Consider the following 25,645-nt stretch of genomic DNA (forward strand, 5'->3'; position numbering starts at 1 on the left):
GTGGCCACCACCCCCAAGACCAAGGAGCAGACGCTCGCCTGGCTGCGCATCATCTCCGGTGAGCTGTCGACGGCGACGCTGAAGCGACTCGACGACACGCTGCCCTGGTATGGCGACATGCCACCAGGGCGGCGTTCCGCCGTGGGTCTTGTGGCACAAGCGGGCATCACCTCGTTCATCAGCTGGTTCGAAGACCCGAAGTCGACCCCGTGGATCGCCGCCGACGTCTTCGGTGCCGCCCCGCGGGAGCTGCTCCGGTCCGTGTCTCTGCAGCAGACCCTTCAGCTCATCCGCATCACCGTGGAGGTCGTCGAGGCCCGCATCGGTGACGGGGATGACGTGCTGCGCGAGGCGATCCTGCTGTACTCGCGCGAGATCGCCTTCGCGGCGGCCGACGTGTACGCACGCGCGGCAGAGGCGCGCGGTTTGTGGGATGCCCGGCTCGAGGCCCTCGTCGTTGATTCGATCCTCAGCGGGGAGTACGACACCGAGCTGCCCAGCCGCATCGCCGCCCTCGGCTGGAACGGCCACGGCGAGGTCTGCGTGCTCGTCGGGACGGCCCCGCGCATACTCGACGTGGACCAGCTTCGGCGCACAGCCAGACACCTCGACGCCGACGTGCTCATCGGCGTGCAGGGCTCGCGCCTTGTGCTCGTGATCGGTCGCGCTACCCCTGCCGCCGATGAAGCGGATGACACTCCCCCCATGCCCTTCCTCGACATCGCGACCCAGCTCGAGCCGGGCTTCGGTCCGGGGCACCTGGTGCTGGGGCACGAGGTCCCCTCCCTCGTGGATGCATCGAAGAGCGCCAAGGCGGCTCTCGCCGGGTTCGCCGTGGCCCGGGCCTGGCGCAACGCGCCGCGTCCCACCCTCGCCGACGACCTGCTGCCCGAGCGCGCCTTCGCGGGCGACCCGCTCGCGCGCTCGACCCTCATCAACCGCATCTACAAGCCGCTGCAGGCGCACTCCACGGAACTTCTCGGCACGCTGTGGTGCTACCTCGACAACGGCCGCTCGCTCGAGGCCACGGCCCGCGAGCTCTTCGTTCACCCCAACACGGTGCGCTACCGCCTGAAGCGCATCAGCGAGGTCATCGGCTGGGACGCGACCGGTGCGCGCGAGGCACTCATCCTGCAGTCGGCGCTCATCATCGGCTCGATCGCCGAGCCCGACCCGGCCCGCAAACCCTCACCGCGCACGCCGTAAGCAGGCACACTGGAGGCATGGACGAGATTCTCGCTGTGCTCAGGTCGTTGCCCGGAGTGCTGGAACTCGCCCCCGTCGCGGGGTCAGAGCACCCCGAGATCTCGTGGGGCGACCACTTCTTCTACTACGCGCCCGACGGCGAAGTGCCCACCAACCGCCAGCCGTACGCGACGTTTGTCACGAAGGACTACCCGGATGACGCGTCGTCGCAGCTCTCGGCGCCGGGTCGCTGGCGGCTCAACATTCACGTCGGGCCGGAGCTGCTCGCGTCGCTTGTGTCGTCGGCCGATCCCTCGGAACCGGACGCGTTCTTTCCCCACCCGCTCTACGGCGACTACGGCTGGGTCGCCGTGGTCAACCCGGGGCCTGTGACTATGCCACGCGCGCTCGACGCCCTGCGCGAGGCGCACGCCGCCGACCAGCGCCGGGTCGAGCGCCGCCACTCCTGACACCGCCTCTCCGCTCCGGGGGTTCGGAAACTCAGGGGTTTGGTCGCGCACTGTGCCCGTAGTTCGGTTTCGACAACTTCCGCCGACCAAAGCCCTGAATTTCCGTTGCCACCGGCGAGGGATTCGCGTGCGGGCGCCGCATCTGGCACGGTGCTCAGGTGCGCACTCTCCCGATCTCGAGCTCTGACGGCGCTTCGACCGTCGTCGAGGTGTACGGAAACTCAGGACCCTCGGTGCTCTTCCTGCCCGGGCTCGGGGTGCCGATCTCCTACTTTGCACCGTTCCTCACCGAATGGGCCGACCGCGGCTTCACGATCTACGCCCTTGAACTACGCGGGATGCCGCTCTCCTCCACCACCGATATCCGTTCGAACGAGTTCGGGTACGCCCACGCCCTTGAGTTCGACATCCCCGCGGCGATCGCGCAGACCGATATCGCGGTGCCCTTCATCCTCGCCGGTCACAGCCTCGGCGGCCAGCTCGCCCTGCTCTACACCGGACGCGGCACCAGCGAGGTCGCGGCCGTGATCAGCATCGCCAGCGGATCGAGCCACGCGAGCGCCCTGAAGAGTTCGCGACTCCGCATCCGCCGCCGGGCGCAGGTCGGCACGATCGGGATCATTGCACGCACCCTCGGCTATCACCCGGGTGACCGTCTTGGCTTCGGCGGACGCCAGCCCCGGCGCATGATCGAGGACTGGGCGCACGAGGCCCGCACGGGCCGATTCCGCCTGGCGGGGAGCACGTTCGACGACGAGGGCGGCATCGCCACCATCACACAACCGGTGCTGATGCTTACTCTTGAGGGCGACCGGCTGATCTCCCCCGAAGCCTCTGGCCTGCTCGCCGCGCGGGCCGTGGCCGCCGAGGTGACCAAGCTGCACCTGACCGACGAGCGTCCGTTCGACCACTTCCGCTGGGCGCGCAAGCAGCCTGCGCAGGTCGCCGGCGCCGTCACCATCTGGCTCGGGCAGCAGCAGATTTAGAGGGTCGCACCAACGAAACGGGCCGAGGTCAGTGCGGTTGGCACAGCCCAGAGCGCACGAGTGCTGGCAGGATAGAACCCGTGATCGTCATCGTTGCGCCCGGTCAGGGCTCCCAGACCCCCGGTTTCCTCGAGCCCTGGCTCGCCGAAGAGAGGTTCCGCGACCAGCTCGCCGGCATCTCCGACGCGGTCGGTCTCGACCTCCTCGCCCACGGCACGACCAGCGACGCGGACACCATCCGCGACACCGCCATCGCCCAGCCCGTCATCGTCGCGGCCGGCCTGCTGACCCTCACCGCCCTCTTCGCCGACGGCCGTCGCGAGAAGGTCGCGGGCGTCGCCGGCCACTCCGTCGGTGAGCTCACCGCCGCAGCCGCAGCGGGAATCCTCAGCGAGACCGACGCCGTGCGCTTCGTGCGCGAGCGTGGCACCGCCATGGCGAAGGCCGCGGCCCTCACCCCGACCGGCATGAGCGCCGTGCTCGGCGGCGACGAAGACGCCCTGCTCGCCCGCCTCGCCGAACTCGGCCTCGAGCCCGCCAACTTCAATGGCGGCGGCCAGATCGTCGTCGCCGGCGCCCTCGACGCGCTCGACGCGCTCAAGGACAACCCCATCGCCGGCAGCCGCGTCATCGCGCTGCAGGTCGCAGGCGCCTTCCACACCCGCTACATGGAGCCCGCCGTCGAGCACCTGCGCGGCGTTGCGGGCGAGCTCGAGATTCACGACCCGAGCCTGCAGATCTGGTCGAACGTGGATGGCGCGGCCGTCGCATCCGGAGCGGACTTCGTCGACCGGCTCGTCGGCCAGGTCTCCTCGCCGGTACGGTGGGACAAGACGATGGCGTCCTTCGCGGATGCCGGAGTGACAGGGCTCATCGAGCTCGCACCGGCCGGCGCACTCGTCGGACTGGCAAAGCGTGGCCTCAAGGGCGTACCGACGGTTGCCGTCAAAACCCCCGACGACCTGGCCGCGGCGTACGAAATGATCGACGGAGACGCATGACCCACCCAGTCCTCACCCAGTCCCGCGGTGTCGAGTTCACCCGCATCTACAGCTACGGGGCCGCTCGCGGCGACCTGCTCGTACCGAACAGCGAGCTCATCGGCCCGATCGATTCGAGCGACGAGTGGATTCAGCAGCGCACCGGCATCATCACCCGCACCCGTGCATCGCACGACGTGAGCGCCACCGACCTCGCAAGTGACGCGGCGAAAGAGGCCATCGAGAAGTCCGGCGTCGACGCCGCGCTCATCGACCTCGTCATCGTCGCGACCATCAGCAACGTGCAGCAGACGCCTTCGATGGCTGCGGTGGTCGCCGACCGCGTCGGATCCAACCCCGCCGCCGCCTACGACACCAACGCCGCGTGCGCGGGCTTCAGCTACGCGGTCACGCAGGCCGACGCGCTCATCCGCTCGGGAGCCGCGCACTACGCGCTCGTGATCGGCGCGGAGAAGCTGTCCGACGTCGTCGACCCGACCGACCGCTCGATCTCCTTCTTGCTGGGCGACGGAGCTGGAGCGGTCGTCATCGGCCCGAGCGACTTCCCCGGAATCGCCGCACCCGTGTGGGGCTCCGACGGCTCCAAGGCCGATGCCGTCGGCATGAACGCGACCCTCACCCAGTTCCGCGACGGCGAGACCACGTGGCCGACGCTCCGCCAGGAGGGCCAGACCGTGTTCCGCTGGGCGGTCTGGGAGATGGCCAAGGTCGCCAAGCAGGCACTCGAGGTTGCGGGAATCACCGTCGACGACCTTGCGGCCTTCATCCCGCACCAGGCCAACATGCGCATCGTCGACGAGTTCGCGAAGCAGCTGGGCCTGCCCGAGACGGTCGTCATTGGCCGGGATATCGCGAACACGGGAAACACGTCCGCGGCGTCCATCCCGCTCGCCACCCACCGACTCCTCGCGGATCATCCCGAGCTCAGCGGCGGCCTCGCCCTGCAGATCGGATTCGGCGCAGGACTCGTCTTCGGCGCGCAGGTAGTGGTGCTCCCGTAGGTGCGCCGCCGCCCCTACCGCCCTCGCCTGCCCTAAACTTACACACGGTCAAACGACACCCCCTCAAGGAGATAAAACCATGGCATTGTCCACCGAAGAAGTTCTCGCCGGCCTGGCCGAACTGATCAACGACGAGACCGGCATCGCAACCGACACGGTCGAGCTGGACAAGTCGTTCACCGACGACCTGGACATCGACTCGATCTCGATGATGACGATCGTCGTCAACGCTGAAGAGAAGTTCGACGTCAAGATCCCCGACGAAGAGGTCAAGAACCTCAAGACCGTCGGTGACGCCGTCAGCTTCATCACCGCAGCACAGGGCTAGAACCCTTTCCTCTCGCGGCTGGCCAGTCGTGCACCGCTCGACTGGCCATCCCCGTGCGTGGCTGCCAGTGGAATCGTCCAAAGGATTGTTGTTATGACCAAGAAGATCGTTGTTACAGGCCTGGGTGCCACCTCACCCCTCGGCGGAACGGCTCCCGAATCGTGGGCAGCCCTCCTCGCCGGTGAGTCCGGCGTCGCCTCCCTCCAGCAGGACTGGGTCAAGGAGCTCGACCTCCCCGTGACCTTTGCCGCGCAGGCGAAGGTGCGCCCCGAAGACGTGCTGAGCCGCCAGGAGACCAAGCGTCTCGACCCCTCCAGCCAATTCGCCCTCATCTCGGCACGCGAGGCCTGGGCCGACGCCGGCCTCGAAGGCTCAGACGTCGACCCCGATCGTGTGGGCGTCGACTACTCCACCGGCATCGGTGGGCTGTGGACCCTCCTCGACGCGTGGGACACGCTCAAGGAGAAGGGCCCGCGCCGCGTGCTCCCCATGACCATCCCCATGCTCATGCCGAATGCCGCAGCTGCCGCCGTGAGCATGAACCTCAAGGCCCGCGCCTACGCCCGCACCGATGTGTCCGCGTGCGCCTCCAGCACCGAGGCCATCGCGAATGCCTACGACCACCTGCAGAAGGGCTACGCCGATGTCGTCGTTGCCGGCGGTACCGAGGCTGTGGTGCATCCTCTGCCGATCGCATCGTTCGCTGCCATGCAGGCGCTCTCGAAGCGCAACGACGACCCTGCGACCGCCTCGCGCCCCTACGACATCAGCCGTGACGGCTTTGTACTCGGTGAGGGCGCCGGCAGCATCGTGCTCGAGACCGAGGAGCACGCCCTCGCACGCGGAGCCCGCATTTACGCCGAGCTCGCCGGTGGTGGCGTGACCAGCGACTCGTACCACATCACCGCGCCCGACCCCGAGGGATCCGGCGCTGCGCGCGCCGTCTACGCCGCCCTGGGCCAGGCCGGCGCGACTCCGGATGACGTTGCCCACATCAACGCCCACGCGACGAGCACGCCCGTCGGTGACATCGCCGAATACAAGGCGCTGCTCGCCGTGTTCGGCGACCGGGTGCACTCGATCCCCGTCTCAGCCACGAAGGCGGCGACCGGCCATCTGCTCGGTGGAACCGGCGCGCTCGAGGCGATCTTCACCATCCTCGCGCTGCACAACCGCCTCGCTCCCCCGACGATCAACCTGACGTCGCAGGATCCCGAGATCCTGCTGGACGTCGTAACCTCGCCCCGTCCGCTCGGCGACGGGCCGCTGCTCGCCATCAGTAACTCGTTCGGCTTCGGGGGCCACAACTCCGTGGTGGCGTTCCGCAGCTACTGAGCAAGCGCTACTCGCGCCAGTCGAGCCGGTTCACGAATACGGGCATACAGGAGAAGTGCACAAAGCACTCGCCGTCGAAGCCGGAGGGATCCTCGTCCTCGGCGACGAGCACCGCGAGCTGGTCGAGGTCGATAAGGGGTGGAGCTACCTCGTTGAATAGTTCGTCGAGTTCACGCTGCAATTCCTTGTACATAACTCTCCTACCTTCGATCAACCGACCTTGTGAAGCCACACAACCTGATTGTCCGCACCGACGTGGCGGAATGCCTCGAGCTCGTCATCCCACGCCTGCCCGAGGGCGAGACGGAGTTCGCGGTGCAGTTCGAGGGCGTTCGAGCCCGCGATCTCCATGGCGTAACGGATGCGGTCTTCGGGGATGACGACGTTGCCTGCCGTATCGGTCTGGGCGAAGAAGATACCGAGGTCGGGGGTGTGCATCCAACGGCCGCCGTCGGAACCCGGGGTCGGGTCCTCGGTGACCTCGAAACGGAGGTGCTCCCAGCCGCGCAGGGCTGAGGCGATGGCGGCGCCGGTTCCCTGGCTGCCTTCCCAGTAGAACTCGGTGCGCTGCGATCCCTTGAGGACCGGCTGCTCGTTCCACTCGAAGTTCACGGCGCGATCTAGCGCGCGACCCGCTGCCCACTCGATGTGGGGGCAGAGCGCGCGAGGAGCAGAGTGCACAAAGAGCACTCCGCGGGCGGTTGCTGCAGTCACGATAACTCCGTTCGATTAGGTGCGACTTCCCCATCGACCTGTGAACGGATACCTGTGCTGCGTGTGAAGTTGTACTCGCATTATGCCCGACGAAGCTGGTGAATGACAAGGGTGTGATTCGGCGGGGCGGATACCGGTAATTGGCTAGGCTCGACGGGTACCGTCTGCCCCCGAGGAGTTCCATGCGCATAGCCATCGTCAGTGACTTCTTCCTCGACTACGTGGGGGGCGCGCAGAGCTCCATCTTCGAGCAGAAGGCGGCCCTCGAGGAGGCCGGTCACACGGTGTATCTCGTGGCCGCCGTGTCGAGCAAGCGGGGTCACGTCGAGGGGCTCGACCTGGCGGTGAAGGCCGCGGTCACGATTCCGGGGCTCCTGCTACCCGTCATCCGGAACCGCAGGAAAGTCGTCGCGCAGTTGGCCGAGTTCTTCTACGCGGAGGGCATCCAGGTGGTGCACCCGCAGACCGAGTTCGGGCTCGCACACGCCGCGGCGACCGCCGCCGAGCAGCTCGGCCTGCCCGTCGTGCACACGGTGCACACCTTCTACTGGGCGAGCACCGGTGCCGGGCCGACGATCGCCTCGCCGTTCGTGCGCGCCTTCCTCGAGAACGTGACCGGAATGCGCTTCCCCACCCAGCGCTACACCGGCCGCCCCTCCGACGACACCCTGCGCAACCTGACCCTGCGCTTCGCCCAGCGCGCCGACGTGGTCGTCTCCCCCTCCGCCCACCAGGGCACGGACCTGCACGCGGCCGGCCTCGAGAAGCACGTGGAAGTCGTTCCGAACCCGATCTCCCGCTCCCCTCGGCCCGCGGCGTTGCTGACCGAGGAGCAGGCGAAGCATCCCCGCATCCTGTGGGTCGCGCGCTGCGAGCAGGAGAAGCGTCCCCTCGTGTTCGCCGAAGCCGTCGTCACCGCCCTCGCCCGCACGAACAACGGGTTCGCCGTGGACTTCGTGGGAGACGGCAGCCAGCTGGATGACGTCCGTATACTCGCGGCCGGGCATCCACAGTTCGTCATCCACGGCTCGCTCGGACACGACGCCGTGCTCGATCTTATGGACGCATCGGCCCTCGTCGCCCTCACCAGCCACGGCTTCGACAACCAGCCGATGACCATCGCCGAGGCCGTGACCCGCTACCGGGGTGTGCTGTTCTGCGACCCGAAGCTGCGCGAGGGGCTCGGCGATTCCGGCCACCTGACCGCGACACCGGATGCCGCGGCTCTCGCCGACGCCCTCGTCGAGCTGACGGGCTCACCCTCGAAGCTGCTCGCGCTCTCCGCGGGAGCGCAGCAGGACGCCGTGACCTTCTCCGCGGTCGGCTACGTCACCGCGATCGAGGGCGTCTACAAGCTCGCGATGCGCGAAGTGGCGCGCCGCACGCCTGCCGAGTAACCGTGTCCATCCGCCTCAGCCTGCTCGCGATCCTCGACCAGGGCGCCTGCTACGGCTACCAGCTGCGCGCCGAGTTCGAGAGGCGCACGGGCGGGGAGGCGCCGGTCAACGCCGGGCAGGTCTACAGCACCCTTGATCGCCTCGAGCGGGACGGGCTGGTCGAGAAGAAGCAGCCTGATGGCGACGGGCAGATCTACTACGCGATCACGGTGCAGGGCACCGCCGCCGTGACCGAGTGGTTCACCTCCCCTGTGCTGCGTGGAGCGGGTCGGGACGAACTCGCGATCAAGGTCGCGCTCGCAGTCACACTGCCGGGCGTCGACGCCGCGGAGGTGATTGCCGTGCAGCGTTCCGCTCTCTCGCCGAGCGGGCCGGCCACGACCCTCCCGCAGGCGATCATCGGCGACGCGCGTGTCGAAGCGACGGAGGCGGAGCGACGCTGGCTCGATCGGGTCGAGGAGCGGCTGGCATCCGGCGCAGACACGAAGCTGCCGCTCAGCACCGAGGTACCGAAGCGGGGACGGCCGCGCGCTATTTAGCCTGCGAGTAGTCGTCCACCGCGACGGCCGTGACCGGAAACTGTACGGGGATGTTCCCGAAGATCAGCCTGCCCGCGTCGGCCGCCGCCGCCCGTACCTCCTCGAGCACGTGATCGGCGAGTTCCGCCGGGGCGTGCACGATGACTTCGTCGTGCAGGAAGAACACGAGGTGCGGTCCCTCGGTGAGCGTGCCGTCCGTCATGGCCCAGAGGCGTTTGCGCAGCCCCGCCATCCAGCACAGCGCCCACTCGGCGGCTGTGCCCTGCACGATGAAATTGCGGGTGAAGCGGCCCCACGCGCGTGACTGGCTGCGCGCGCGGTTCTGGTCGGCTGCCGTCGCGCCGTCCCCCTGCGCCGCGCCCTGTATCTCGCGCCAGCTCTCCCCCGGGAACATCGAGCTGCGCCCGAGCCGGGTCGACACGAGCTCCCCGCGCTCACCCGTGCGCGCCGCAGCCTCGACCATCGCGATTGCCTGCGGGAACGCCTTGGCGAGCTTCGGCATCAGCCGCCCGCTCTCGCCGGTGGTGGCGCCATACATCGCGCCGAGCATGGCGATCTTCGCTTCCGCCCGAGTGGCCACGGCTCCGCTTGCGACGATGCCGTTGTACAGGTCGCCCGAACCCGCGGCAGCCATGGCGCGGTCGGCACTCAGGGCTGAGAGGATGCGCGGCTCGAGTTGTGAGGCATCCGCCACAATCAGTTTCCAGCCCGGGTCGGCCACAACGGCCGCCCGCACCTGCTTGGGGAGCTGCAGGGCGCCGCCGCCGCTCGCACCCCAACGTCCGGTCGCGGCGCCCCCGGGAACATAGTCGGGGCGGAAACGGCCGTCGGCGACCCAGGTCTCGAGCCAGGTCCAGCCGTTGGCCGTCATCAGGCGAGACAGCTTCTTGTAGCGAAGCAGCGGCTCGATCACGGGGTGCTCGATCTGCTCGAGATCCCAGGAACGGGTGGACTCGACCATGATGCCGGCGCGGCGCAGGGCCTTGAGCAGGTCGGCGGGCGAATCGGGGTTGATCTCGGCGCCGTCAAGGTGAGCCTGCATCTCGGCGTGCAGCTGCTCGAGCCTCGCCGGGCGGTCGCCGCCCCTCGGGCGCGGGCCGAGCACCTCGGTGAGCATCGCGCGGTGGATATCCTCGTGCCACGGAAGCCCGCCGTGTTTCATCTCCACGCCGATGAGGGCTCCGGCTGACTCCGCGGCCAACAGCAGGTTGATGCGGTTCGGTTCGGCACTGGATGCCACGGCGCGCCTCTGCAGCAGGAACTCGGCGACCGGGTCGGGGGCTTCCTCGCGTTCATCGCCCAGCTCGAACAGGTCCTCGTCGAACAGGGAGTCGGCGGCGCGCTTCGCCTTGCGCTCCTCGCCGGTCGGAGCGGACGGGTCGAGCGGCGGAGTCGAGTCCCACGGGCTGCGCGTCGTCGCCAGCTCGGATGCGGCGGTCAGCGTGGAGCCCTTCAGGATGTTGTGGCTGAGGCGCAGGTCGATGCAGCGCTCCACGCGCACTCCAGCCGCGAGCAGCTGCGGATACCAGCGGCGGGTGTCGTCCCAGACCCAGCGCGGCTGGGCCTCACCCTCGAGCCCCTCGTTCTCGAGTTCGGCCCACTCGGCGAAGTCGTCGGGCTCGATCAGTTCCGGCTCGTCGGAAGGCCGGGCCTCGCCGTCGAGGCGATGCGCAACAATGCCGTCGGGGGTGCGGGCGAGGACAACGAACACGCACCCAGTCTGCCCTGAGCCGGGGACATCCCGAGACCGCGCAGTGCTGTCCGCCCTTGAGGGGTACGAAAATTCAGGATTCCCGCACCGCCCAGTCGGTGAGTCCCGGAGAACGCTGAGGCACTCCGGGCCCGTGCCACCAAAGCCCTGAATTTCCGACACGCACGCACGCGTGCGGACGGGACGATGACCGGGGCCTAGTGGAGCAGCGAGCCGTCCTTCTTCAGCACGTTCTTCTCGCCGGCCTCGATCGCCACGGCGAAACGGTTCTGCTTCGGGGGCATCGGGCAGTTGAAGTTGTAGCTGAAGGCGCAGGGCGGGAGCACGGCGCGGTTGAAGTCGAGGGTGATGGTTCCATCGGGGTTGGGCGCGAGGAAGAGGAAGCGGCCCACCGAGTAGGTCGAGTCGCCCGACGTGGCGTCGGCGAAGACGAGCTGCAGAGCGCGGCCGGCCTTGAAGGCGGCGAGGTCGTAGTCGATGCCGTCCTTCGCGAAGGTGATGGAGCCGGGGATCACCTCTTCGCGGGTCTGGCCGTTGTCCTTGAGGTGCTCGAAGCCGAGGGTCGTTCCGGCCGGGTTCTCGCTCCACTGCGCGGTGATGACCCAGTCGGGGTTGTAGCCGAAGGCGTCGATGGAGCCGAACTCCTGAATTCCCGAAGAGTTGGAGTCCCAGACGCGCAGCGCGTACGAGCCATTCTCACCGGCGATCACAAAGCCGGTGCGGGTGCCGCCGAAGTCGATCTCACTCGGCTCGGGCTGGTTCTTGGCACGGACGGTGACGGTGCCCTCGACCGGGGTTCCGTCGACGATGATTCCGTCGGCTGCGACTGCCGTCACGGACAGGCCGCCCTCGACCGGTGCCCAGATGCCGGGGACTTCCCAGATGGTCTGCTCGGAGTCCACCCACTGGGTATTCACGAGGGCCAGGTTGCCCTTGGGCTGAACCACCGCCTGTTCACGACGCGAGTGGTAGGTCGCGAGGGCTTCAGCGGGCGTGGGGGTGGCGGTCTCGACAGTCATGGGCTCCATCTTTGTTCAGGTCACCAACGAGAACAGCGATCGACACGGAAGAATTCCGCGACGATCGCTGTGCGAGGTAATGCCTGGCGCGTGATCCGCTCAGCGCTTGATGAAGGCGTCCTGGGCTGCCTCGAGTGTCTCGAAGGTGCCGAGTCCGCGGCCGAGACGTGTGGTGACGGCATAGCCCTCGCCCCAGCGTGCCTCGACCATTCCGACGAAGGCTCCGCGAACGCGGCCGATCCAGACCATCGGAACGACACAGTCGACGACCTGCCATTCGATTCTCGGGCCACCTTCGACGACGGTGCGAACCTCGGCCGTCGTGACGGGAACCTGCTCTGTTGTAGCTGTTTTGCCTGCGTTGATGATGGTTGTCATGATCCCCTCCCACGGGTCTCGTTGGCTAAAAATTACCCCCGAATGGGGGTTCTCCGTAAGCCCTTGCGCAGGCCATCACGATGGGGTAGCGGCAGCGAGACTAACCAGTCTCTTTCGGGCGTAACGTTCGCTGGCCGAGGGCCGCCCGAGCAGTAGCCCGAGTCCCCACAACACTGCGCGGGTAGCAGTCCGGGCCGGCCAACGCGGCTTGCGCAGCCCGAGCATCGCCAGCGTGTCATCCGGCAGCGTCGACACGGCGCCGGCGAAGAGAACACGGTACCCCGGCAGCACCGCTCGCTTGAGCGGCGGGTGGTGGATGAACCGCACGGCCTCGGCCACCCGCTCATCGGCGAGCAGCCGCGGACCGAACTCGGCCAGCTGCGCGCGCAGTTCGACCTCAGAGCGGGGCGGGTACTCGACGCCCATCAGTTCCCCCGCGATCGCCCACTCCCGAACGTAGGCGTCTGCGCCTCCGGGAGGGTCGCCGACCCAGGCCTGGTGGCAGGACAGGAAGGACTCCGCGAAAACGACGTGCACCCAGCGCAGGAGCTCCGGGTTTCCCGCGGCGTACGGGACCGGCGAGCCCGTGGCATCCACATAATTGCCGACGACGCGGGTGTGCAGGCGTCGCACGAACGCCGAACCGCCCTCGGCTCCGGCGCGGTCGTCGAACGTCGTGGTCATCACCCAGCGCACCGTGCCGGCGAGGCGACCGAGCGGGTCCTCGCGGTAGCGCGACCAGTCGTGCACACCGGCCATCGCGCCCGGGTGCAGCGTCTGCAATAGCAGCGCGCGGATGCCCGCGACGAGCACGGGAGTGGCGCTGTGCACCGCCCACACGGCAGACTCGGGGCCGAAGTAGCCTTCGTCCTCGCCCTCGGCGAATGCTTCGACCCAATCGGGCACGCCGTCGGGATCCCCCGAGAATGCCGTCAGCAGGTACCCGCGCAGGCTCACGTCACCAGCCCCAAGTGCCCTCGGCCCCCTTGAACGGGCCGACGATACTCGAAGTGATCCACCCGCCGTAGAAGTCGCCCTCCTGCGCCTGGACCACCTCTCCGCCGACCGTGCAGCGGTCCATCGCGCCTGGATAGACGGCCACGCGGTCGACGAGCTGCTCGTACCCGCGGGTGGGCTCCGAATAGAACCAGGCGGCGCGATCGGCGCTGCCCACCGAGAGATAGCCTGCTCGCCCCTTGAACTCGCAGAAGCTCGACCCCGCGGCCGGCTGCAGCACGCCCGGCAGGAACGCGTCGCGCGGGAGGTAGTAGACGGGGGGATGACTCGTCTCCAGCACTCGCACCGCCCGACTCGTCTCGGCGATCACCCGGCCGTCCAGCTCGATGGTGACGCGGGCGTCGACGGCCTCCACGCGAGGCGGCCGGGGGTAGTCCCACACCGATTCCTGTCCGGGTTGCGGCTTCACGGGTTTCGGCGGGCGAGGGCTCATGGCATCACGTTACGCGTCGCTCCCCGTGTTTACACTGGGGGCCATGACCGACCTCGTATTCCGCAGCCTGGAGCCCTCTGATCCGAGCGCTCGGGACCTGCTGCGGCGTTACCTCTCCGAGGTCGCCGAGCGGTACTACCGACGCCCGGTATCCGAGGGGGAGCTCGACAACCTCGAGATCGAGGAATCGAGCGATGACCTCCGCGGCCACACCGGCTTCCTGCTCGTTGCCTCCCGGGACGGTGAAGCGGTTGGCTGCGGCGGCGTGCGCATCGTCGACTCCGTGACCGGCGAGCTCACCCGCATCTTCTCGATCCCCGAGGCGCGTGGCACGGGAGTGGGCCGCGCCTGTGTGCTCGAGCTGGAAGAGCGGGCGCGAGCTCGCGGCATCCAGACACTACGGCTGGACACCCGCAGCGACCTCGTCGAGGCGCGCGCGCTGTACTCGGCGCTCGGCTATTCCGAGGTGGAAGCATTCAACGACGACCCGTACGCGCAGCACTGGTTCTCGAAAGACCTGCTCCCCCGGCACTAGCCTTGGACCATGCCCGTGATCGAGTCGTCCCTCGTTGTACCGGTGCCACCGGCCACGGCGTTCGCCGTCTCGCAGACGACCGGCGCCACGCGGATGCGCTGGGATCCCTTCATCCGCCGGCAGCACCTCATGGACGGCGCCATCGTGCCTGGCAAGGGCGTGCGCACCCTCACCGTGCACCGCCTCGGTTTCCGCATGGTGAGCGAGTACGTCTCCTACAACCCGCCGACCAACGTGGGCATGAAGATGCTCACCGGATCGTGGTTCTTCGAGCGCCTCGGCGGCGGCTGGCGGTTCGGACCCGTCGAGGGCGACCCGAACAGCACTCTCGCGGTGTGGCGCTACAACTTCGCCTGCAAGCCGGCGTGGCTGGCCCCGCTGGCGGAGCGGATCGGGAGCGTCATCCTGCAGCGTGACATCGATCGCCGCATTGCCGGTTTCGCGCGCGGCTGCTCCGACCCGATAGTGCTCGCCGCAATAACACAGCCCACCGACCCGCTGTAAGCCGCCTGACAGCAGGCTGGGAACCCGCTAGCGGCGGGAGCAGTCACACATGCCAGTCGTATGGTGAATCGCGAGGCTGATCGCCTCGATCCCATCAACGATTCGAGCGGAGAGATGTCGCGCATGCTGCACACCCTGCCCCTTTCCGTTAGCGGGTTTCCCAACTCGATCGACGAGGCCCTCCAGCTCGCTGTCGACCTCGGCAAGCGCGGCACCGTGCCCGGCGAGGGCGCGACGGCCGAGCTCTGGCACTTGCTCACCGAGATCGGCGCGCTCGACCTGGGGGCGGTGCGCGCTATCGAGCCACACCTCGACGCGATCGCGATCATCGAGCAGTCCGGCAACGCCCGGGTCATCAACGCCGCCCTCGACGCCGACCGCACGTGGGGTGTATTCGCGTCCGAGGGCGGTCCCGATCCGCTCATCGCGACCTACACCGAAGACGACGTTCCGCGCTGGACGATCACCGGCACCAAGCAGTGGTGCTCGCTCGCTGGCAGCATCGATGCCGCACTCGTCACCGCGCAGACCACCGAAGGCGAGCGCGGCCTGTTCGCCGTCGAGCTCTCCGATGTGGGCGTGCGGGTCGAGCCGGGTGCCTGGCACGCGCGCGGTCTCACCGAGATCCCGAGCGGACCGGTGCACTTCTCCGATGTGCTCGCGCTGCCGATCGGCGAGCCCGGCTGGTACCTGAAGCGTCCCGGATTCTCCTGGGGCGGCATCGGCGTTGCAGCCTGCTGGCTCGGCGGCGCGGTCGGTGTCGCGCGCACGGTGTTCGCGGCGGCCCAGCGACCCGATCCGAACCCCTTCCTGCTGATGCACCTCGGTGCGATCGACGCGACCCTGCACTCGGCGAAGCGGGCAATCGAGGATGCCGCGGCGCTCGTCGACGCAGGCCTCGCCGAGGGCGCGCAGGGCAGGCTGCTCACGAAGCGCGTGCGTGCCGTTGTGGCGGCCGCCGTGGATGACGTGCTGGCCCGCGCGGCCCACGCCCTCGGTCCCGCCCCACTCGCGCTCGACGCGGAGCACGCGAAGCGCGTCGCCGACCTGCAGCTCTATGTGCGCCAGCACCACGCCGAGAAGGATCTCGCCTCCCTCGGCACCGCCCTGCTCGAGAGCGAGGATGCGCCGTGGTGACTTTCGACTCCACCCTGCCCGGCACGTCGGCGGAAGCGTGGGAGGCAGACGGCCGCCTCGCGCGGCTGCCCGCGCTCAGCCTCGACGGGATCGAGAGCCTGGTCGTCGTCGCCGCGCACCCGGATGACGAGGCGCTGGGCGCTGGCGGGCTGATCGCCGAGTGCGCGGCGCGAGGCATCCGCGTGTTGGTCGTCACCGTGACCGATGGCGCCGCGTCCCACCCCTCCTCCCCCAGCACGCCTGCGCACGACCTTGCCGCGCGCCGGGCCGAGGAGGCGCGCACGGCCCTCGCCGAGCTCGCGCCCGACGCGGGAATCCTGCTGCTCGCCCACCCCGACGGCTCAACTTTGGAGCTGCGCGAGACGATTGCCGCCGACCTCGCCCGCGCGATCCCGGCCACCGGACCGAGCACCCTGCTCGTCGCCCCCTGGAGCGGCGACGGACACCGGGACCACCGCATCGTCGGCGAACTCTGCGCCGAACTCGCAGCGACCAACCGGCTGCGCTTCGCCGGCTACCCGATCTGGTTGTGGCACTGGGCGGAACCCGAGATGGAGGACGTGCCGTGGGACTCGTTCGTCTCCCTTCCGCTTGAGCCGGCGGCCGCGGGAGCCAAGCACCGCGCGATCGCCGCGCACGTTTCCCAGGTCGAGCCGCTGAGCGAGTCGCCCGGGGATGAGGCGCTGCTGCATCCTCGTTTCCTCGCGAACTTCGAGCGACGCTTCGAGGTGTTCGTGCAGGAGCCGACCACGCTCGGGGCCGACTACTTCGACGCGATGTACGCACGCCGCGACGACCCGTGGGGCTTCGAGTCGCGCTGGTACGAGCGCCGCAAGCGTGCGATCACCCTGGCTGCACTGCCCGAGGAGCGCTACACGAACGCGCTCGAGATCGGCTGCTCGATCGGCGTGCTGACGGCCGATCTCGCCGAGCGCTGCGATGCCCTGCTGTCGACCGACGTGTCGTCCGCCGCGATCGAGTCGGCGAAGCAGCGTCTCGCCGCGTCCCCGCACGTGCGTTTCGAGACGGGGGATGTCGCGAGCTCCTTCCCCGACGGACGCTTCGACCTGATCGTGCTCAGCGAAGTCGGCTACTACTTCGACGCGGTGGGCCTCGACGCTCTTGTGGATGCGGTCGCCGAGCACCTCGCGGAGGGCGGCACCCTGCTCGCCTGCCACTGGCGCCACCCGGTCGCGGACTACCCCCTCGACGGCGACGAGGTGCACGTGGTGCTGGCCGCGCGTTTGGGACTCGAGCGGGTTTCCCGGCACCTGGAGAAGGACTTCGTGCTCGACGTCTTCAACTCCGATGGCCGGTCGGTCGCCGAGCGGACGGGACTCGTGTGAGGCAGGTCACTTCGAGTGTCGCGGTGGTGATCCCCGCGCGCAACGAGGAGCAACTGGTGGGCCGCTGCCTCGAGTCGGTGCTGGTGGCCGCCCGTCGGGTGGCGATCCCGGTGAGCATCACCCTCGTGGCGGACGGCTGCACGGACGACACGGTGCAGATCGCGAGACAGTACCCCGGCGTCACCGTCGTCGAGCTCGACGCCTCGAACGTCGGGAGCGCACGGCGGCACGGCGTGGAGGTCGCGTGCGGCAGTGCGTCATCCGGAGTCTGGATCGCCAACACCGACGCCGACTCGGTCGTCCCCGCTAACTGGCTCGTCGAGCAGCTTCGACTCGCCCACCGCGGCATCGAGCTGGTGATCGGCACGGTGCGGCCCGACTTCGCCGACCTCAGCGCAGAGCAGGTGGCTGCCTGGACTGCCACCCATGTTCCCGGGTTTGCGAATGGGCACGTGCACGGCGCCAACCTCGGCCTCAGCGCTCGGCTCTATGAGGCGGCCGGCGGATACCCCGATCTGCCCGAGCACGAAGACGTCGACCTCGTCGCGCGCTGCGCGACCCTGAATCCCGTGACCCTCGCCACCGACCGGTGCGAGGTCATGACATCGGGACGGCAATACGGCCGGACCGACGGCGGGTATGCGCGCTACCTGCGCGCCGACCTGCTCGCAGCAGTACAAGAAGCAGACAGTGAAAGGACAGTTCGATGACCGACACCGCAACCACCAAGACCCGCGCCGACGCGGGGGCACGCCAGACCCGACGCCAGAACGCCGAGAAGGGTTTCCGTGCCTCGAAGCCGCTCGCCGAGAACCTGCAGAAGGTTCTCGTCGACCTCATCGAACTCGCCGGCCAGGGCAAGCAGGCGCACTGGAACATCGTGGGCCGCAACTTCCGCGACCTGCACCGCCAGCTCGATGAGATCATCGACTTCGCCCGCGAGTCCTCCGACGAGGTGGCCGAGCGCATGCGCGCCCTGCATGCCGTTCCCGACGGACGCAGCGACACCGTCGCTGCAACGACGACCCTGCCCGAGTTCCCGGCTGGCGAGGTCGACACCAAAGACGCGGTTGACCTCGTGACCGTGCGTATCGAGAACACCGTGGGCACCATGCGCGAGGTGCACGACGAGGTCGACGAAGAGGATCCGACCAGCGCGGATATCCTGCACGCGATCATCACCGGTCTCGAGCAGCACGCCTGGATGGTCTCCGCCGAGAACCGCACGGCGAAGAAGGCCTAGTCATGGATTTGGGTATCTCCGGAAAGGTCGCACTCGTCACGGGCGCCGACTCGGGCATCGGCTGGGAGACGGCCCGCATCCTGCTCGAGGAGGGCGCGACCGTCGTCATCTCCGACAAGGACCAGTCCTCACTCGACGACGCAGCGGAGAAGCTTGGTAACGTAACGGCCTTCGCCGCCGACATCACCTCGGTCGACTCGCTCCGGGAGTTGCACACGAAGGTGCGTGCCGACGTCGGCGAGATCGACATCCTCGTGCAGTCCGCGGGGATCACCGGCGCGCAGGGGCTGTTCCACGAGATCGACGACGCGGGCTGGACCGAGACGATCGAGGTCGACCTGCTCGGCCCGGTGCGCCTGGTGCGCGAGTTCCTGCCCGACCTGCGTTCGGGCGGCTGGGGCCGCCTCGTGTTCGTCGCGTCCGAAGATGCCGTGCAGCCCTACGACGACGAACTGCCGTACTGCTCCGCGAAGGCAGGCATTCTCGCGCTCTCGAAGGGCCTGTCCCGCAGCTATGCCTCCGAAGGTCTGCTCGTCAACGCCGTCTCGCCCGCGTTCATCCACACGCCGATGACCGACGCGATGATGCAGAAGCGGGCGAAGGAGAAGGACATGAGCGTCGAGGAGGCGATCGAGTCGTTCCTCGTGGAGGAGCGTCCCTACATGGAGCTCGGTCGTCGGGGCGAGCCGGTCGAGGTGGCCGCGGTCATCGCGTTCCTGTGCTCCGACCTGGCAAGCTTCGTGAACGGGTCGAACTACCGCGTCGACTCGGGATCCGTCGCCACCATCTGAGGTGACCGGCCCGCCTTCAACGCGAGGGCGGGCCGCTCCACAAGCGCGCAGCTGAGCCACGCGAGCGGCAGCGTCACGGCCAGCGCGAGCAGGATGAACAGCGGTAGGGGCAGGCCGGGCAGGGCCAGTGCGATCAACTGCTGCACGGGCCATCCATAGATATAAACGCCGTAGGACACGTCGAACCTGGAGCCGACCTTCTGCAGCGGCAGCGCCGTACCCAGCACGAGCAGCAGGTACGCGAGCGGCAGGGTGCCGAGCTCCGGCACGATGCCGAGCAGCACGGCGACGACGACTATCGCGAGAGCCGAGCCGACGAACAGCGGCGTGATCAGGATGCGGCCCGCGTACAGCAGCACCAGCGACCCCGCAATGAAGGCCAGGAACAGCGGAAGCGGGCGCGCGAGCAGCTCCGGCAGGGTCAGCAGCGCGAAGCGGTGCGCGAACGCCACCACGGTCAGCACGGCGAATGCGGAGACCAGCACCATCCCGAGGCGAGCCTTCGGCACGAGCGACACAAGCACCCCGATCGCGACATAGCAGCACGCCTCCCAGAACAGCGTCCAGAGCGGACCGTTCCAGAGCTCGACGAACGGGGTCGTCGTGAGGGTCCCGGCGATGCCGCCCTGGAACAGGTACGGCGGGTACAGCGCGAGGTTGCGCAGCACGAAGCTCAGGGCGTTCGAGAGGTTCCACGTCGCCGCGGGGTCGAGCAGCAGCGACAGCGGCGCGAATACGAATGCCACGACGACGAGGCAGACGAGGAAGGCGGGCAGGATGCGCAGCGCCCGGGCGCGATAGAAGAACACGGGCGGCCTGCCGCTCAGGCGACTGCGAGCGATGAGGAAGCCCGAGATGCCGAAGAAGCCGAACACCGCCCAGGTGCCGAGGTTCGCACCGCCCAGGTTCGGCTCCGGCTCGTTGCCGGAAAGCGGCCAGGAGTGCGACACGATCACGAGCGCGGCGAGTAAAAGGCGCAACGCGTTGAGCGAGTTGTGGCGCGGGTCGAAGCGTCCGGCCAGGGAGTTGGTGCGTGCCGGGGGTGCCGAAGTCATCCGCAAAGCTTACGCTGCGCGAATCATCCCGCAGTCGAGCGGGTCATCCTCGCGAACGATCTTCCGAGCGGGGGCACCGCCCTAGGCTTGCGGCATGTCCAAACCGTGGAGTGACAATCTCGCCGAGTACCTCACCCGATCCACGTCGTGCCCACGGTGCGACAACCTGAGTCTCGAGTCGGGCTGGTGCCCGCGCTGCGGGGCGGACCTGAGCGGTCTGCAGGCCGTCGAGCTGATGGTGGTCTCCCAGCGCGCGGCCCTCGCTGTCACGGAGAGGCAGGCGCTCATCGAGCAGCTGCCCACTGTGCGCCGTCCCGCGGCTGTTCCTGTTGCCGTTCCCTCATCCGCCGTCGCCTCCGTCGCCCCGCGCGTGGTGCTCGCTCCAGGCCCACGACCGAGTTCACAGATCAGCGTGCAGTCCGTGCTCGCCGTGGCCGGAGCCGGCCTGTTCGCCATCGCCGCCATGGTCTTCACCTTCCTCAACCCCGACCTCACCGACTTCACCACGCGCTCGCTCGTGGTGGCCGGGGTGACCGCAGTGTTCCTCGGCGGAGCCTGGTTCCTCGCCGCGAAGGGACTGCAGTTCTCGGCCGAGACGGTCGGCGCACTCGGCACGGTCTTCCTCGCCCTCGATGTCTGGGCGATCTCGACCCTCGCCTGGCCCGGCGTCAGCGACTGGCTGCTCGGCGCTCTCGCCACCCTGGTCAGTTCGGCGGCGCTCGTCGCCGTCGCGGCACTCGCCCGCGTGCGCAGCTGGCTCTGGGTCGGCATTGTCGGCCTCATCGTGACGCCCGCGATGGTCGGCTACGGCTTCGGCGCTGGCAACTCCGGCTACTGGCCGCCCATCCTCGGGCACGTCGCCGTCGGCTTCGCCGCGTACGCAAGCCATAGCCTCGCTCGCCGGCTCTCCGCGCGCTTCGGTAGCCCGCTGTTCACAGAGCGCACAACGGCCACGATCCTCGCCCTCACCGCGACCGGCATCGTGCTGCTGCAGCTTGCTTTCTATCGGGGCGTGGATGACGCAGCCCACGCCCTCGGCTCCGCAGCAGTGCTCGCAGTGCTCGCGGTGCTCGCCGGCTGGAGTACCCGCAACCAGCTCGCCGCACCGCTCAGCGTCACGTCGGGAGTTCTCGCCGTCACCGCGGCCGCAATAGTGCCTCTCGCACTGACCTTCGACAGCGCCGAGTGGATGCTCGCGGCCGTGTCCGCCGCCGCCGGCCTCGCGGTTGCGCTGCTCGCACTGTTCTCCCGCTTCGGCGGACCGGGGACGCTGCGCCGCCCATTGCTGCTCGCCGGGGCGTGGGGCACGGCGCTCTTCGCCGCAGGCCCGGCCGTCCTCGTCGTGGCGGTCGAATATGTGCTGCCCCTCGCAGACTTCGACGTCTCCTCGCTCGGCCTTGCCGCCATCGCGGGCATCGCGGCCGTGACGCTGTCCACCGCTCTCCTGTCGATGCTCGCCCGCCCAGCGGCGCCGGGTGTCGCGTCGAGCGCCTCGACCGCGAGTCTCTGGCTGGCGGTGCTCGGGCTCGTCTCTGTCGCCGCCTGGACCGGCTGGCTCTACGCGGGTCGCGTCGCCATCGCGGTCGGGATCGCCATAGGGCTCATCCTGCTCCTGAGCCTCGTGCCGCGGATCGTCGCCTGGCCGACCCGGCTCCGTGCTCCGCTCGTGACAGGGGCACACGCACTCGTGCTGCTTGCCGCGGCGGTCGCCTGGGCCGAGCCGGGACTGAATGTGTGGGGTGGGGCGGCGGTCGCGGCATCCGGATTCACACTCGCGTTCATCGTGCCGAAGGCGCTGCGACCGGTGCACATCGGTCTGGCCTACGCCTACACGCTGCTGATCTTCGCGACGGCCCTCGACCTGGCCGGCCTCGAACTTATCGCCACACTGTGCCTGACCACGAGCCTTGCCTCGATCTCGGCCCTCGTCGTAACGCTGCTGCGGCTCGTGCCCGCGCGCATCTGGTACTCCGTGCTGATCGTGACGGCGGTGCCGTTCCTCATGGGTATCGTCTCCGTGTTGACCGTACGCAGCGGCTGGACCGGCCTCTCCACGGCCGTCACCTTCGCGCTCGCCCTCACCCTCGTACTCACCCGCCGGGAGGGCCTCGGACGCGCGCTGCGCTCCCTCGCCGCCGCAACGCTTGTGCCCTCGCTCGCGGTCGTGGTGATCTGCCTCGGTGCCGAGTTCCTCTTGCGTAGCGCCTCACCCGTCACCCTGCCGATCATCGCCGGGCTCGTTGCGCTCACGCTGCCGCTGACGGGGCGCATCGCCGCCGCCCTCGAGCGGCACGGACTCTCCCCCGCCGATATCGCGGCCGTGCGGCTCTGGATCGAGGTCTCCTCCCTCGTCACAGCCGCTCTCGCCGTGCTGCTCTCGCTCGCCCGTGAGGCGGCTGGTCCCGGCACCTCGTTCCTCGTGCTCGTGATCATCGGCCTCGGCGCGGGCGCCACGGCGCTGTTCTCCCCACGCCGCTGGGCCTGGCCCGTCTCGTTTGCTGCCTTCACGGGCGCGCTCTGGTCGATCTGGGCGCTCGTCGGAGTCGAGTGGCTCGAGGCGTACAGCTTCCCGCCCGCTATCGCCGGTGCAATCATCGGCTTCATCGCCGTCGCTCGGGGCCGCGGTAGGTCGGGGGTGCCGTTCTACGGCGTCGGGATCGGCTTCGCGATCGCACCCTCCCTGTTCCTGCTCGCGATCAACGAGCGCGCCGACGGCTTCAGCGGCGGGCTCTGGCGCACGCTCGCGCTGCTCGGCGCCTCCCTGCTGCTGCTCGCGCTGGCCGCCCGCCTGCCGGTGAAGCGCTGGCCCGACCTCACCACGCTGCGCGTGCCCACCCTCGTCTTCGCAATCGCCGCGGCCGCGGCCGGCACCCTGCAGGGGCTGCGCTACGGCCAGTCGGTGGATGTCTCGGCATTCGCCGACCAGTGGGTCCTCGTGCCGGTACTCCTGTTGGGCATCACGGCCGCGGGTCTCGCTGCTGCCGCCGGCAGGATGCTCGCCGCGCACACGGAATCCCGCTGGATCTACGCCCCCGCGCTCGTGCTCCTCGCGCTCGGCCCCATCGGATCTGTGCGGGTGAACGAGTTCACCGTCGCCGTGCTGTGGTCGCTCTCCGTGCTGCTGCTCGCCCTCATGGTCTACACGGTCGTCCGCGCGCGATCGCGTGCCACCCAGTTGCCGCCGGTATGGTTCCAGTTCGCGGTGGCCTGGAGCGTTGCGGTAGCCGGCTGGAGCACCCGCGACTTTCTGCGGGTCGAGGCCTTCTCGCTGGTGCTCGGCCTCGCGCTGCTCATCGCCGGCATCCTTGCGATGAAGCAGACTCGCGAGGTGAAGCCGTCACCCGCGAGCTGGCCGCTCGGCTACACCGGCTCCTGGCAGCTGCTCGTGCCGGGCATCGTCGTGACGCTGCTGCCGTCCGTGCTCGCGACGGGAACCGATCCGGTCACCTGGCGGGCGATCCTCGTGATCGCGCTCGCCCTGGTCGCGATCCTCGTCGGATCGCTGCGCAAGCTCGCGGCGCCGTTCATCATCGGAATGACTGTGCTGCCGATCGAGAACGTCATCGTCTTCGCCGTGCAGATCATCGGCGGCGAGATCAGCCCAGCCGCGTGGTGGATGACGCTCGCGACCGCGGGCGCCGTGCTGCTCGTAATCGCCGTCACCTACGAACGCAGAACGAGCTCCGACCGGGGCGTCGTCGCCCGACTGAGGGACCTCACATGAGCCTGATTGAACGACTCCGCGCCGCCGGCTGCGTCTACGCGGAGGACGAGGCCGCGCTGCTCGAGGAGGCCGCGACCGGCGACGCCCTGGAAGCCCTCGTGCTGCGCCGCATCCAGGGGGAACCGCTCGAGGTGGTGCTCGGCTGGGCGGAATTCCGTGGGTTGCGCATCGCCGTCGACGCCGGCGTGTTCGTGCCACGGAAACGCACGGAAGTGCTCGTCGAGCTCGGGGTGCGGGTCGCGGGCGAGGGTGCGCGCATCCTCGACCTGTGCTGCGGCACGGGCGCGGTGGGCGCCGCGATGCTCGCAGAACGACCGGACGTCACGGTCTGGGGCGCCGAACTCGACCCCGCAGCGGCCGCCTGCGCGCGCCGCAACCTGCCGGCGGTTTTCGAGGGCGACCTGTTCGCCCCGCTGCCGCACGGTGTGCGCTTCGACCTGCTGCTCGTGAACGCGCCGTACGTGCCGACCGAGGCGATCGCCCTGATGCCACCCGAGGCCCGCCTGTACGAGCCGCGCATCGCCCTCGACGGCGGAAGCGACGGACTGGACCTGCACCGCCGGGTTGCGGCCGAGGCGAGCGGCTGGCTCTCCCCCGGCGGCACGGTCATCATCGAGACCAGCGAGGAGCAGGCCGCGCACACCGCCGCAGCCTTCGCCGCGCACGGCTTCGCTACCCGCATCGAGCACTCCGACGAGCTCGACGGAACGGCCGTTGTGGCTACCTCGTCATAAAGGCGATGATCTGCTGGCGGGCAACGGCCGCCTCGGGAATCGGCAGGATCGGGTACACGTGGATCATGCCCTCCACCTCGTGGAACTCGAGCGTGTGGTGCGCCTCGGCGGCCCTGGCGCGGAGCCTGCGGGCATCCGGGTTCAGCATGTCGAGCGTGCCGGTGAAGATCTGCAGGTCGCCGAGACCCTCGAGCGAGCCGTTCAGGGCGCTCACCCTCGGGTGTTCGACGGGCAGGTCGCCGCGGTAGAGCTCACTCGCCGCGCTCGCTCCCGGAATGTCGAGCCACGGGTCGATCTTCGCGGTCTCGATCACATCGGGGTCGCTGAGCGAGAGGTCGAGCGACGGCGAGATCATCACTACGCCGACCCCGGGCTCGCCGCGATCGCGCAGCACCATCGCCGTCGCGAGCGCCATGCCGCCGCCCGCCGAGTCGCCCAGAATGGTCACGTTCTGCGCTCCCACCTCGCGGATCATCGCCGCGACCAGGTCCGCTGCCACCTCGGTGAGCGGGCCGGCCGTGCCCTCGGGTGCGAGCGGGTAGATGGCAACACTGATGAGAGCGGATGCCCCGGGCGCAAGTCGTCCGACGAGACTCCAGTGCTGGGGGGCGATCTCGTAGATATTCGCTCCGCCGTGGAGGTACAGCGCGCGCCGCGGGGCGGAGGTGACGCCGACGTCGTACACGGGCCATCCCGCCTCGAATCTAACTGCGACGTTCTTTAGCGAGCGGGGCGGGGAGAAACTCTTGGGGCGCAGGCGGTGCTTCGCGACCCGCGCGAGGGTGCGCTCAGCCGAGGAGAACAACCGTTTGCTCCCGCGCAGGCCGATGATGAAGGGCATCAACCGCCCGAGGGTGCTCACTGCAGCTTGTTCCGGCGCACGGCCCGGCGCACCAGCAGGAAGTTCTGGGTGAGCTTCACGACCGCGAACAGCGCAACACCGGTGACGAGCACCCAGATGCCCGCCGGGCTGCCCGTGAACGCGAGGATCATGCCGGTGATCGCGAACACGAGGCCGACGGCGAGGGCGGTGATCGACACCTTGTCGGTTGTTGTCATGCT

Annotated in this window: 28 protein-coding genes; 18 read left to right on the forward strand and 10 right to left on the reverse strand. The window is 68.9% G+C overall.

What is annotated here, in order from left to right; all coding sequences use genetic code 11:
- The 7 genes from EYE40_RS05460 to fabF all read left to right on the forward strand — a co-directional run bounded on the left by EYE40_RS05460 (position 1) and on the right by fabF (position 6,306).
- Entirely contained in the window at positions 1-1,206 is a 1,206-nt protein-coding gene (locus EYE40_RS05460; RefSeq protein ID WP_130981001.1) for a PucR family transcriptional regulator, read from the forward strand.
- A 17-nt stretch (positions 1,207-1,223) separates the two neighbouring features.
- A complete protein-coding gene (locus EYE40_RS05465) occupies positions 1,224-1,655 on the forward strand; it encodes a DUF6194 family protein (RefSeq protein ID WP_130981002.1) in 432 nt (143 codons plus the stop codon).
- A gap of 158 nt (positions 1,656-1,813) precedes the next feature.
- Positions 1,814-2,641 carry an alpha/beta fold hydrolase gene (locus EYE40_RS05470; protein WP_161972352.1) on the forward strand — a complete coding sequence of 276 codons (828 nt, stop codon included), beginning with the start codon at positions 1,814-1,816 and terminating at the stop codon, positions 2,639-2,641.
- 80 nt (positions 2,642-2,721) lie between these two features.
- Complete coding sequence (locus EYE40_RS05475) at positions 2,722-3,642, forward strand: ACP S-malonyltransferase (protein WP_130981004.1); 921 nt, start codon at positions 2,722-2,724, stop codon at positions 3,640-3,642.
- Positions 3,639-4,643, forward strand: a complete 1,005-nt coding sequence (locus EYE40_RS05480) for a beta-ketoacyl-ACP synthase III (protein WP_130981005.1) — start codon at positions 3,639-3,641, stop codon at positions 4,641-4,643. The genes EYE40_RS05475 and EYE40_RS05480 overlap by 4 nt, the downstream gene beginning before the upstream one ends.
- 79 nt (positions 4,644-4,722) lie before the next feature.
- Positions 4,723-4,971: an acyl carrier protein gene (locus EYE40_RS05485; protein ID WP_130981006.1), complete on the forward strand. Its 249-nt coding sequence runs from the start codon at positions 4,723-4,725 to the stop codon at positions 4,969-4,971.
- A 93-nt stretch (positions 4,972-5,064) separates the two neighbouring features.
- The gene (gene fabF / locus EYE40_RS05490; RefSeq protein WP_130981007.1) at positions 5,065-6,306 is read left to right on the forward strand and encodes a beta-ketoacyl-ACP synthase II; all 1,242 of its coding nucleotides are present in this window, start codon (positions 5,065-5,067) and stop codon (positions 6,304-6,306) included.
- Between the two features lie 7 nt (positions 6,307-6,313).
- Here fabF and EYE40_RS05495 read toward each other — a convergent pair whose 3' ends face one another.
- Positions 6,314-6,499, reverse strand: a complete 186-nt coding sequence (locus tag EYE40_RS05495; protein WP_130981008.1) for a hypothetical protein — start codon at positions 6,497-6,499, stop codon at positions 6,314-6,316.
- A 17-nt stretch (positions 6,500-6,516) separates the two neighbouring features.
- Positions 6,517-7,020: a DUF3145 domain-containing protein gene (locus EYE40_RS05500; protein ID WP_130981009.1), complete on the reverse strand. Its 504-nt coding sequence runs from the start codon at positions 7,018-7,020 to the stop codon at positions 6,517-6,519.
- 182 nt (positions 7,021-7,202) lie between these two features.
- Between EYE40_RS05500 and EYE40_RS05505 the strand changes: the two genes are divergently transcribed.
- Both EYE40_RS05505 and EYE40_RS05510 read left to right on the forward strand, forming a co-directional pair.
- The gene (locus tag EYE40_RS05505; RefSeq protein ID WP_130981010.1) at positions 7,203-8,417 is read left to right on the forward strand and encodes a glycosyltransferase; all 1,215 of its coding nucleotides are present in this window, start codon (positions 7,203-7,205) and stop codon (positions 8,415-8,417) included.
- A gap of 2 nt (positions 8,418-8,419) precedes the next feature.
- Positions 8,420-8,956 carry a PadR family transcriptional regulator gene (locus EYE40_RS05510; RefSeq protein ID WP_130981011.1) on the forward strand — a complete coding sequence of 179 codons (537 nt, stop codon included), beginning with the start codon at positions 8,420-8,422 and terminating at the stop codon, positions 8,954-8,956.
- Here EYE40_RS05510 and EYE40_RS05515 read toward each other — a convergent pair.
- The 5 genes from EYE40_RS05515 to EYE40_RS05535 all read right to left on the reverse strand — a co-directional run bounded on the left by EYE40_RS05515 (position 8,949) and on the right by EYE40_RS05535 (position 13,514).
- Positions 8,949-10,667, reverse strand: a complete 1,719-nt coding sequence (locus tag EYE40_RS05515) for a bifunctional 3'-5' exonuclease/DNA polymerase (protein WP_130981012.1) — start codon at positions 10,665-10,667, stop codon at positions 8,949-8,951. The two genes, EYE40_RS05510 and EYE40_RS05515, sit on opposite strands and share 8 nt — an antisense overlap.
- A gap of 197 nt (positions 10,668-10,864) precedes the next feature.
- Positions 10,865-11,686 carry a DUF1684 domain-containing protein gene (locus tag EYE40_RS05520; RefSeq protein ID WP_130981013.1) on the reverse strand — a complete coding sequence of 274 codons (822 nt, stop codon included), beginning with the start codon at positions 11,684-11,686 and terminating at the stop codon, positions 10,865-10,867.
- Between the two features lie 99 nt (positions 11,687-11,785).
- Positions 11,786-12,064, reverse strand: coding sequence for a hypothetical protein (locus EYE40_RS05525; protein WP_130981014.1), 279 nt, complete (start codon positions 12,062-12,064; stop codon positions 11,786-11,788).
- A gap of 75 nt (positions 12,065-12,139) precedes the next feature.
- A complete protein-coding gene (locus EYE40_RS05530; RefSeq protein ID WP_130981015.1) occupies positions 12,140-13,021 on the reverse strand; it encodes an oxygenase MpaB family protein in 882 nt (293 codons plus the stop codon).
- A 1-nt stretch (position 13,022) separates the two neighbouring features.
- Positions 13,023-13,514, reverse strand: coding sequence for a DUF427 domain-containing protein (locus tag EYE40_RS05535; protein WP_130981016.1), 492 nt, complete (start codon positions 13,512-13,514; stop codon positions 13,023-13,025).
- Positions 13,515-13,557: 43 nt separating this feature from the next.
- Here EYE40_RS05535 and EYE40_RS05540 point away from each other — a divergent pair, with 43 nt between their 5' ends.
- From EYE40_RS05540 to EYE40_RS05570, 7 genes are all read left to right on the forward strand, one after another.
- Positions 13,558-14,049 (forward strand): GNAT family N-acetyltransferase, encoded by a 492-nt coding sequence (locus tag EYE40_RS05540; RefSeq protein WP_130981017.1) that lies wholly within the window; start codon positions 13,558-13,560, stop codon positions 14,047-14,049.
- A gap of 9 nt (positions 14,050-14,058) precedes the next feature.
- Complete coding sequence (locus EYE40_RS05545) at positions 14,059-14,553, forward strand: SRPBCC family protein (protein WP_130981018.1); 495 nt, start codon at positions 14,059-14,061, stop codon at positions 14,551-14,553.
- Positions 14,554-14,676: 123 nt separating this feature from the next.
- Positions 14,677-15,690, forward strand: a complete 1,014-nt coding sequence (locus EYE40_RS05550) for an acyl-CoA dehydrogenase family protein (protein ID WP_130981019.1) — start codon at positions 14,677-14,679, stop codon at positions 15,688-15,690.
- A complete protein-coding gene (locus EYE40_RS05555; RefSeq protein ID WP_130981020.1) occupies positions 15,684-17,036 on the forward strand; it encodes a PIG-L family deacetylase in 1,353 nt (450 codons plus the stop codon). The genes EYE40_RS05550 and EYE40_RS05555 overlap by 7 nt, the downstream gene beginning before the upstream one ends.
- On the forward strand, positions 17,033-17,746 hold the full coding sequence (locus EYE40_RS05560; RefSeq protein WP_130981021.1) for a glycosyltransferase family 2 protein: 714 nt from the start codon (positions 17,033-17,035) through the stop codon (positions 17,744-17,746). The genes EYE40_RS05555 and EYE40_RS05560 overlap by 4 nt, the downstream gene beginning before the upstream one ends.
- Positions 17,743-18,279: a Dps family protein gene (locus EYE40_RS05565; RefSeq protein ID WP_130981022.1), complete on the forward strand. Its 537-nt coding sequence runs from the start codon at positions 17,743-17,745 to the stop codon at positions 18,277-18,279. The genes EYE40_RS05560 and EYE40_RS05565 overlap by 4 nt, the downstream gene beginning before the upstream one ends.
- Before the next feature lie 2 nt (positions 18,280-18,281).
- Positions 18,282-19,070, forward strand: coding sequence for an SDR family NAD(P)-dependent oxidoreductase (locus tag EYE40_RS05570; RefSeq protein WP_130981023.1), 789 nt, complete (start codon positions 18,282-18,284; stop codon positions 19,068-19,070).
- Here the strand turns inward: EYE40_RS05570 and EYE40_RS05575 are convergent.
- Entirely contained in the window at positions 19,034-20,125 is a 1,092-nt protein-coding gene (locus tag EYE40_RS05575) for an acyltransferase family protein (RefSeq protein WP_130981024.1), read from the reverse strand. The two genes, EYE40_RS05570 and EYE40_RS05575, sit on opposite strands and share 37 nt — an antisense overlap.
- A 94-nt stretch (positions 20,126-20,219) precedes the next feature.
- Between EYE40_RS05575 and EYE40_RS05580 the strand changes: the two genes are divergently transcribed.
- Entirely contained in the window at positions 20,220-23,849 is a 3,630-nt protein-coding gene (locus EYE40_RS05580; protein WP_130981025.1) for an SCO7613 C-terminal domain-containing membrane protein, read from the forward strand.
- A complete protein-coding gene (locus EYE40_RS05585; protein ID WP_130981026.1) occupies positions 23,846-24,583 on the forward strand; it encodes a putative protein N(5)-glutamine methyltransferase in 738 nt (245 codons plus the stop codon). The genes EYE40_RS05580 and EYE40_RS05585 overlap by 4 nt, the downstream gene beginning before the upstream one ends.
- On the opposite strand, the gene EYE40_RS05590 is transcribed toward EYE40_RS05585, so the two are convergent.
- Together EYE40_RS05590 and EYE40_RS05595 are read right to left on the reverse strand one after the other, a co-directional pair.
- Positions 24,570-25,445, reverse strand: a complete 876-nt coding sequence (locus tag EYE40_RS05590; RefSeq protein ID WP_240034725.1) for an alpha/beta hydrolase fold domain-containing protein — start codon at positions 25,443-25,445, stop codon at positions 24,570-24,572. The genes EYE40_RS05585 and EYE40_RS05590 overlap by 14 nt on opposite strands.
- Positions 25,442-25,642 carry a hypothetical protein gene (locus tag EYE40_RS05595; RefSeq protein WP_130981027.1) on the reverse strand — a complete coding sequence of 67 codons (201 nt, stop codon included), beginning with the start codon at positions 25,640-25,642 and terminating at the stop codon, positions 25,442-25,444. The genes EYE40_RS05590 and EYE40_RS05595 overlap by 4 nt, the downstream gene beginning before the upstream one ends.
- Between the last annotated feature and the right edge of the window lie 3 nt (positions 25,643-25,645).

The sequence above is a fragment of the Glaciihabitans arcticus genome, from assembly GCF_004310685.1.
Taxonomy (GTDB): Bacteria; Actinomycetota; Actinomycetes; order Actinomycetales; family Microbacteriaceae; genus Conyzicola; species Conyzicola arctica.

Excerpts from the sequence above, each read along its gene's own strand:
- EYE40_RS05535 (WP_130981016.1), bottom strand. The coding sequence starts at position 13,514 with ATGAGCCCTCGCCCGCCGAAACCCGTGAAGCCGCAACCCGGACAGGAA.
- fabF (WP_130981007.1), top strand. The coding sequence starts at position 5,065 with ATGACCAAGAAGATCGTTGTTACAGGCCTGGGTGCCACCTCACCCCTC.
- EYE40_RS05585 (WP_130981026.1), top strand. The coding sequence starts at position 23,846 with ATGAGCCTGATTGAACGACTCCGCGCCGCCGGCTGCGTCTACGCGGAG.
- EYE40_RS05550 (WP_130981019.1), top strand. The coding sequence starts at position 14,677 with ATGCTGCACACCCTGCCCCTTTCCGTTAGCGGGTTTCCCAACTCGATC.
- EYE40_RS05580 (WP_130981025.1), top strand. The coding sequence starts at position 20,220 with ATGTCCAAACCGTGGAGTGACAATCTCGCCGAGTACCTCACCCGATCC.
- EYE40_RS05540 (WP_130981017.1), top strand. The coding sequence starts at position 13,558 with ATGACCGACCTCGTATTCCGCAGCCTGGAGCCCTCTGATCCGAGCGCT.
- EYE40_RS05485 (WP_130981006.1), top strand. The coding sequence starts at position 4,723 with ATGGCATTGTCCACCGAAGAAGTTCTCGCCGGCCTGGCCGAACTGATC.
- EYE40_RS05575 (WP_130981024.1), bottom strand. The coding sequence starts at position 20,125 with ATGACTTCGGCACCCCCGGCACGCACCAACTCCCTGGCCGGACGCTTC.
- EYE40_RS05480 (WP_130981005.1), top strand. The coding sequence starts at position 3,639 with ATGACCCACCCAGTCCTCACCCAGTCCCGCGGTGTCGAGTTCACCCGC.
- EYE40_RS05505 (WP_130981010.1), top strand. The coding sequence starts at position 7,203 with ATGCGCATAGCCATCGTCAGTGACTTCTTCCTCGACTACGTGGGGGGC.
- EYE40_RS05525 (WP_130981014.1), bottom strand. The coding sequence starts at position 12,064 with ATGACAACCATCATCAACGCAGGCAAAACAGCTACAACAGAGCAGGTT.
- EYE40_RS05570 (WP_130981023.1), top strand. The coding sequence starts at position 18,282 with ATGGATTTGGGTATCTCCGGAAAGGTCGCACTCGTCACGGGCGCCGAC.
- EYE40_RS05565 (WP_130981022.1), top strand. The coding sequence starts at position 17,743 with ATGACCGACACCGCAACCACCAAGACCCGCGCCGACGCGGGGGCACGC.
- EYE40_RS05520 (WP_130981013.1), bottom strand. The coding sequence starts at position 11,686 with ATGACTGTCGAGACCGCCACCCCCACGCCCGCTGAAGCCCTCGCGACC.
- EYE40_RS05595 (WP_130981027.1), bottom strand. The coding sequence starts at position 25,642 with ATGACAACAACCGACAAGGTGTCGATCACCGCCCTCGCCGTCGGCCTC.
- EYE40_RS05465 (WP_130981002.1), top strand. The coding sequence starts at position 1,224 with ATGGACGAGATTCTCGCTGTGCTCAGGTCGTTGCCCGGAGTGCTGGAA.
- EYE40_RS05495 (WP_130981008.1), bottom strand. The coding sequence starts at position 6,499 with ATGTACAAGGAATTGCAGCGTGAACTCGACGAACTATTCAACGAGGTA.
- EYE40_RS05545 (WP_130981018.1), top strand. The coding sequence starts at position 14,059 with ATGCCCGTGATCGAGTCGTCCCTCGTTGTACCGGTGCCACCGGCCACG.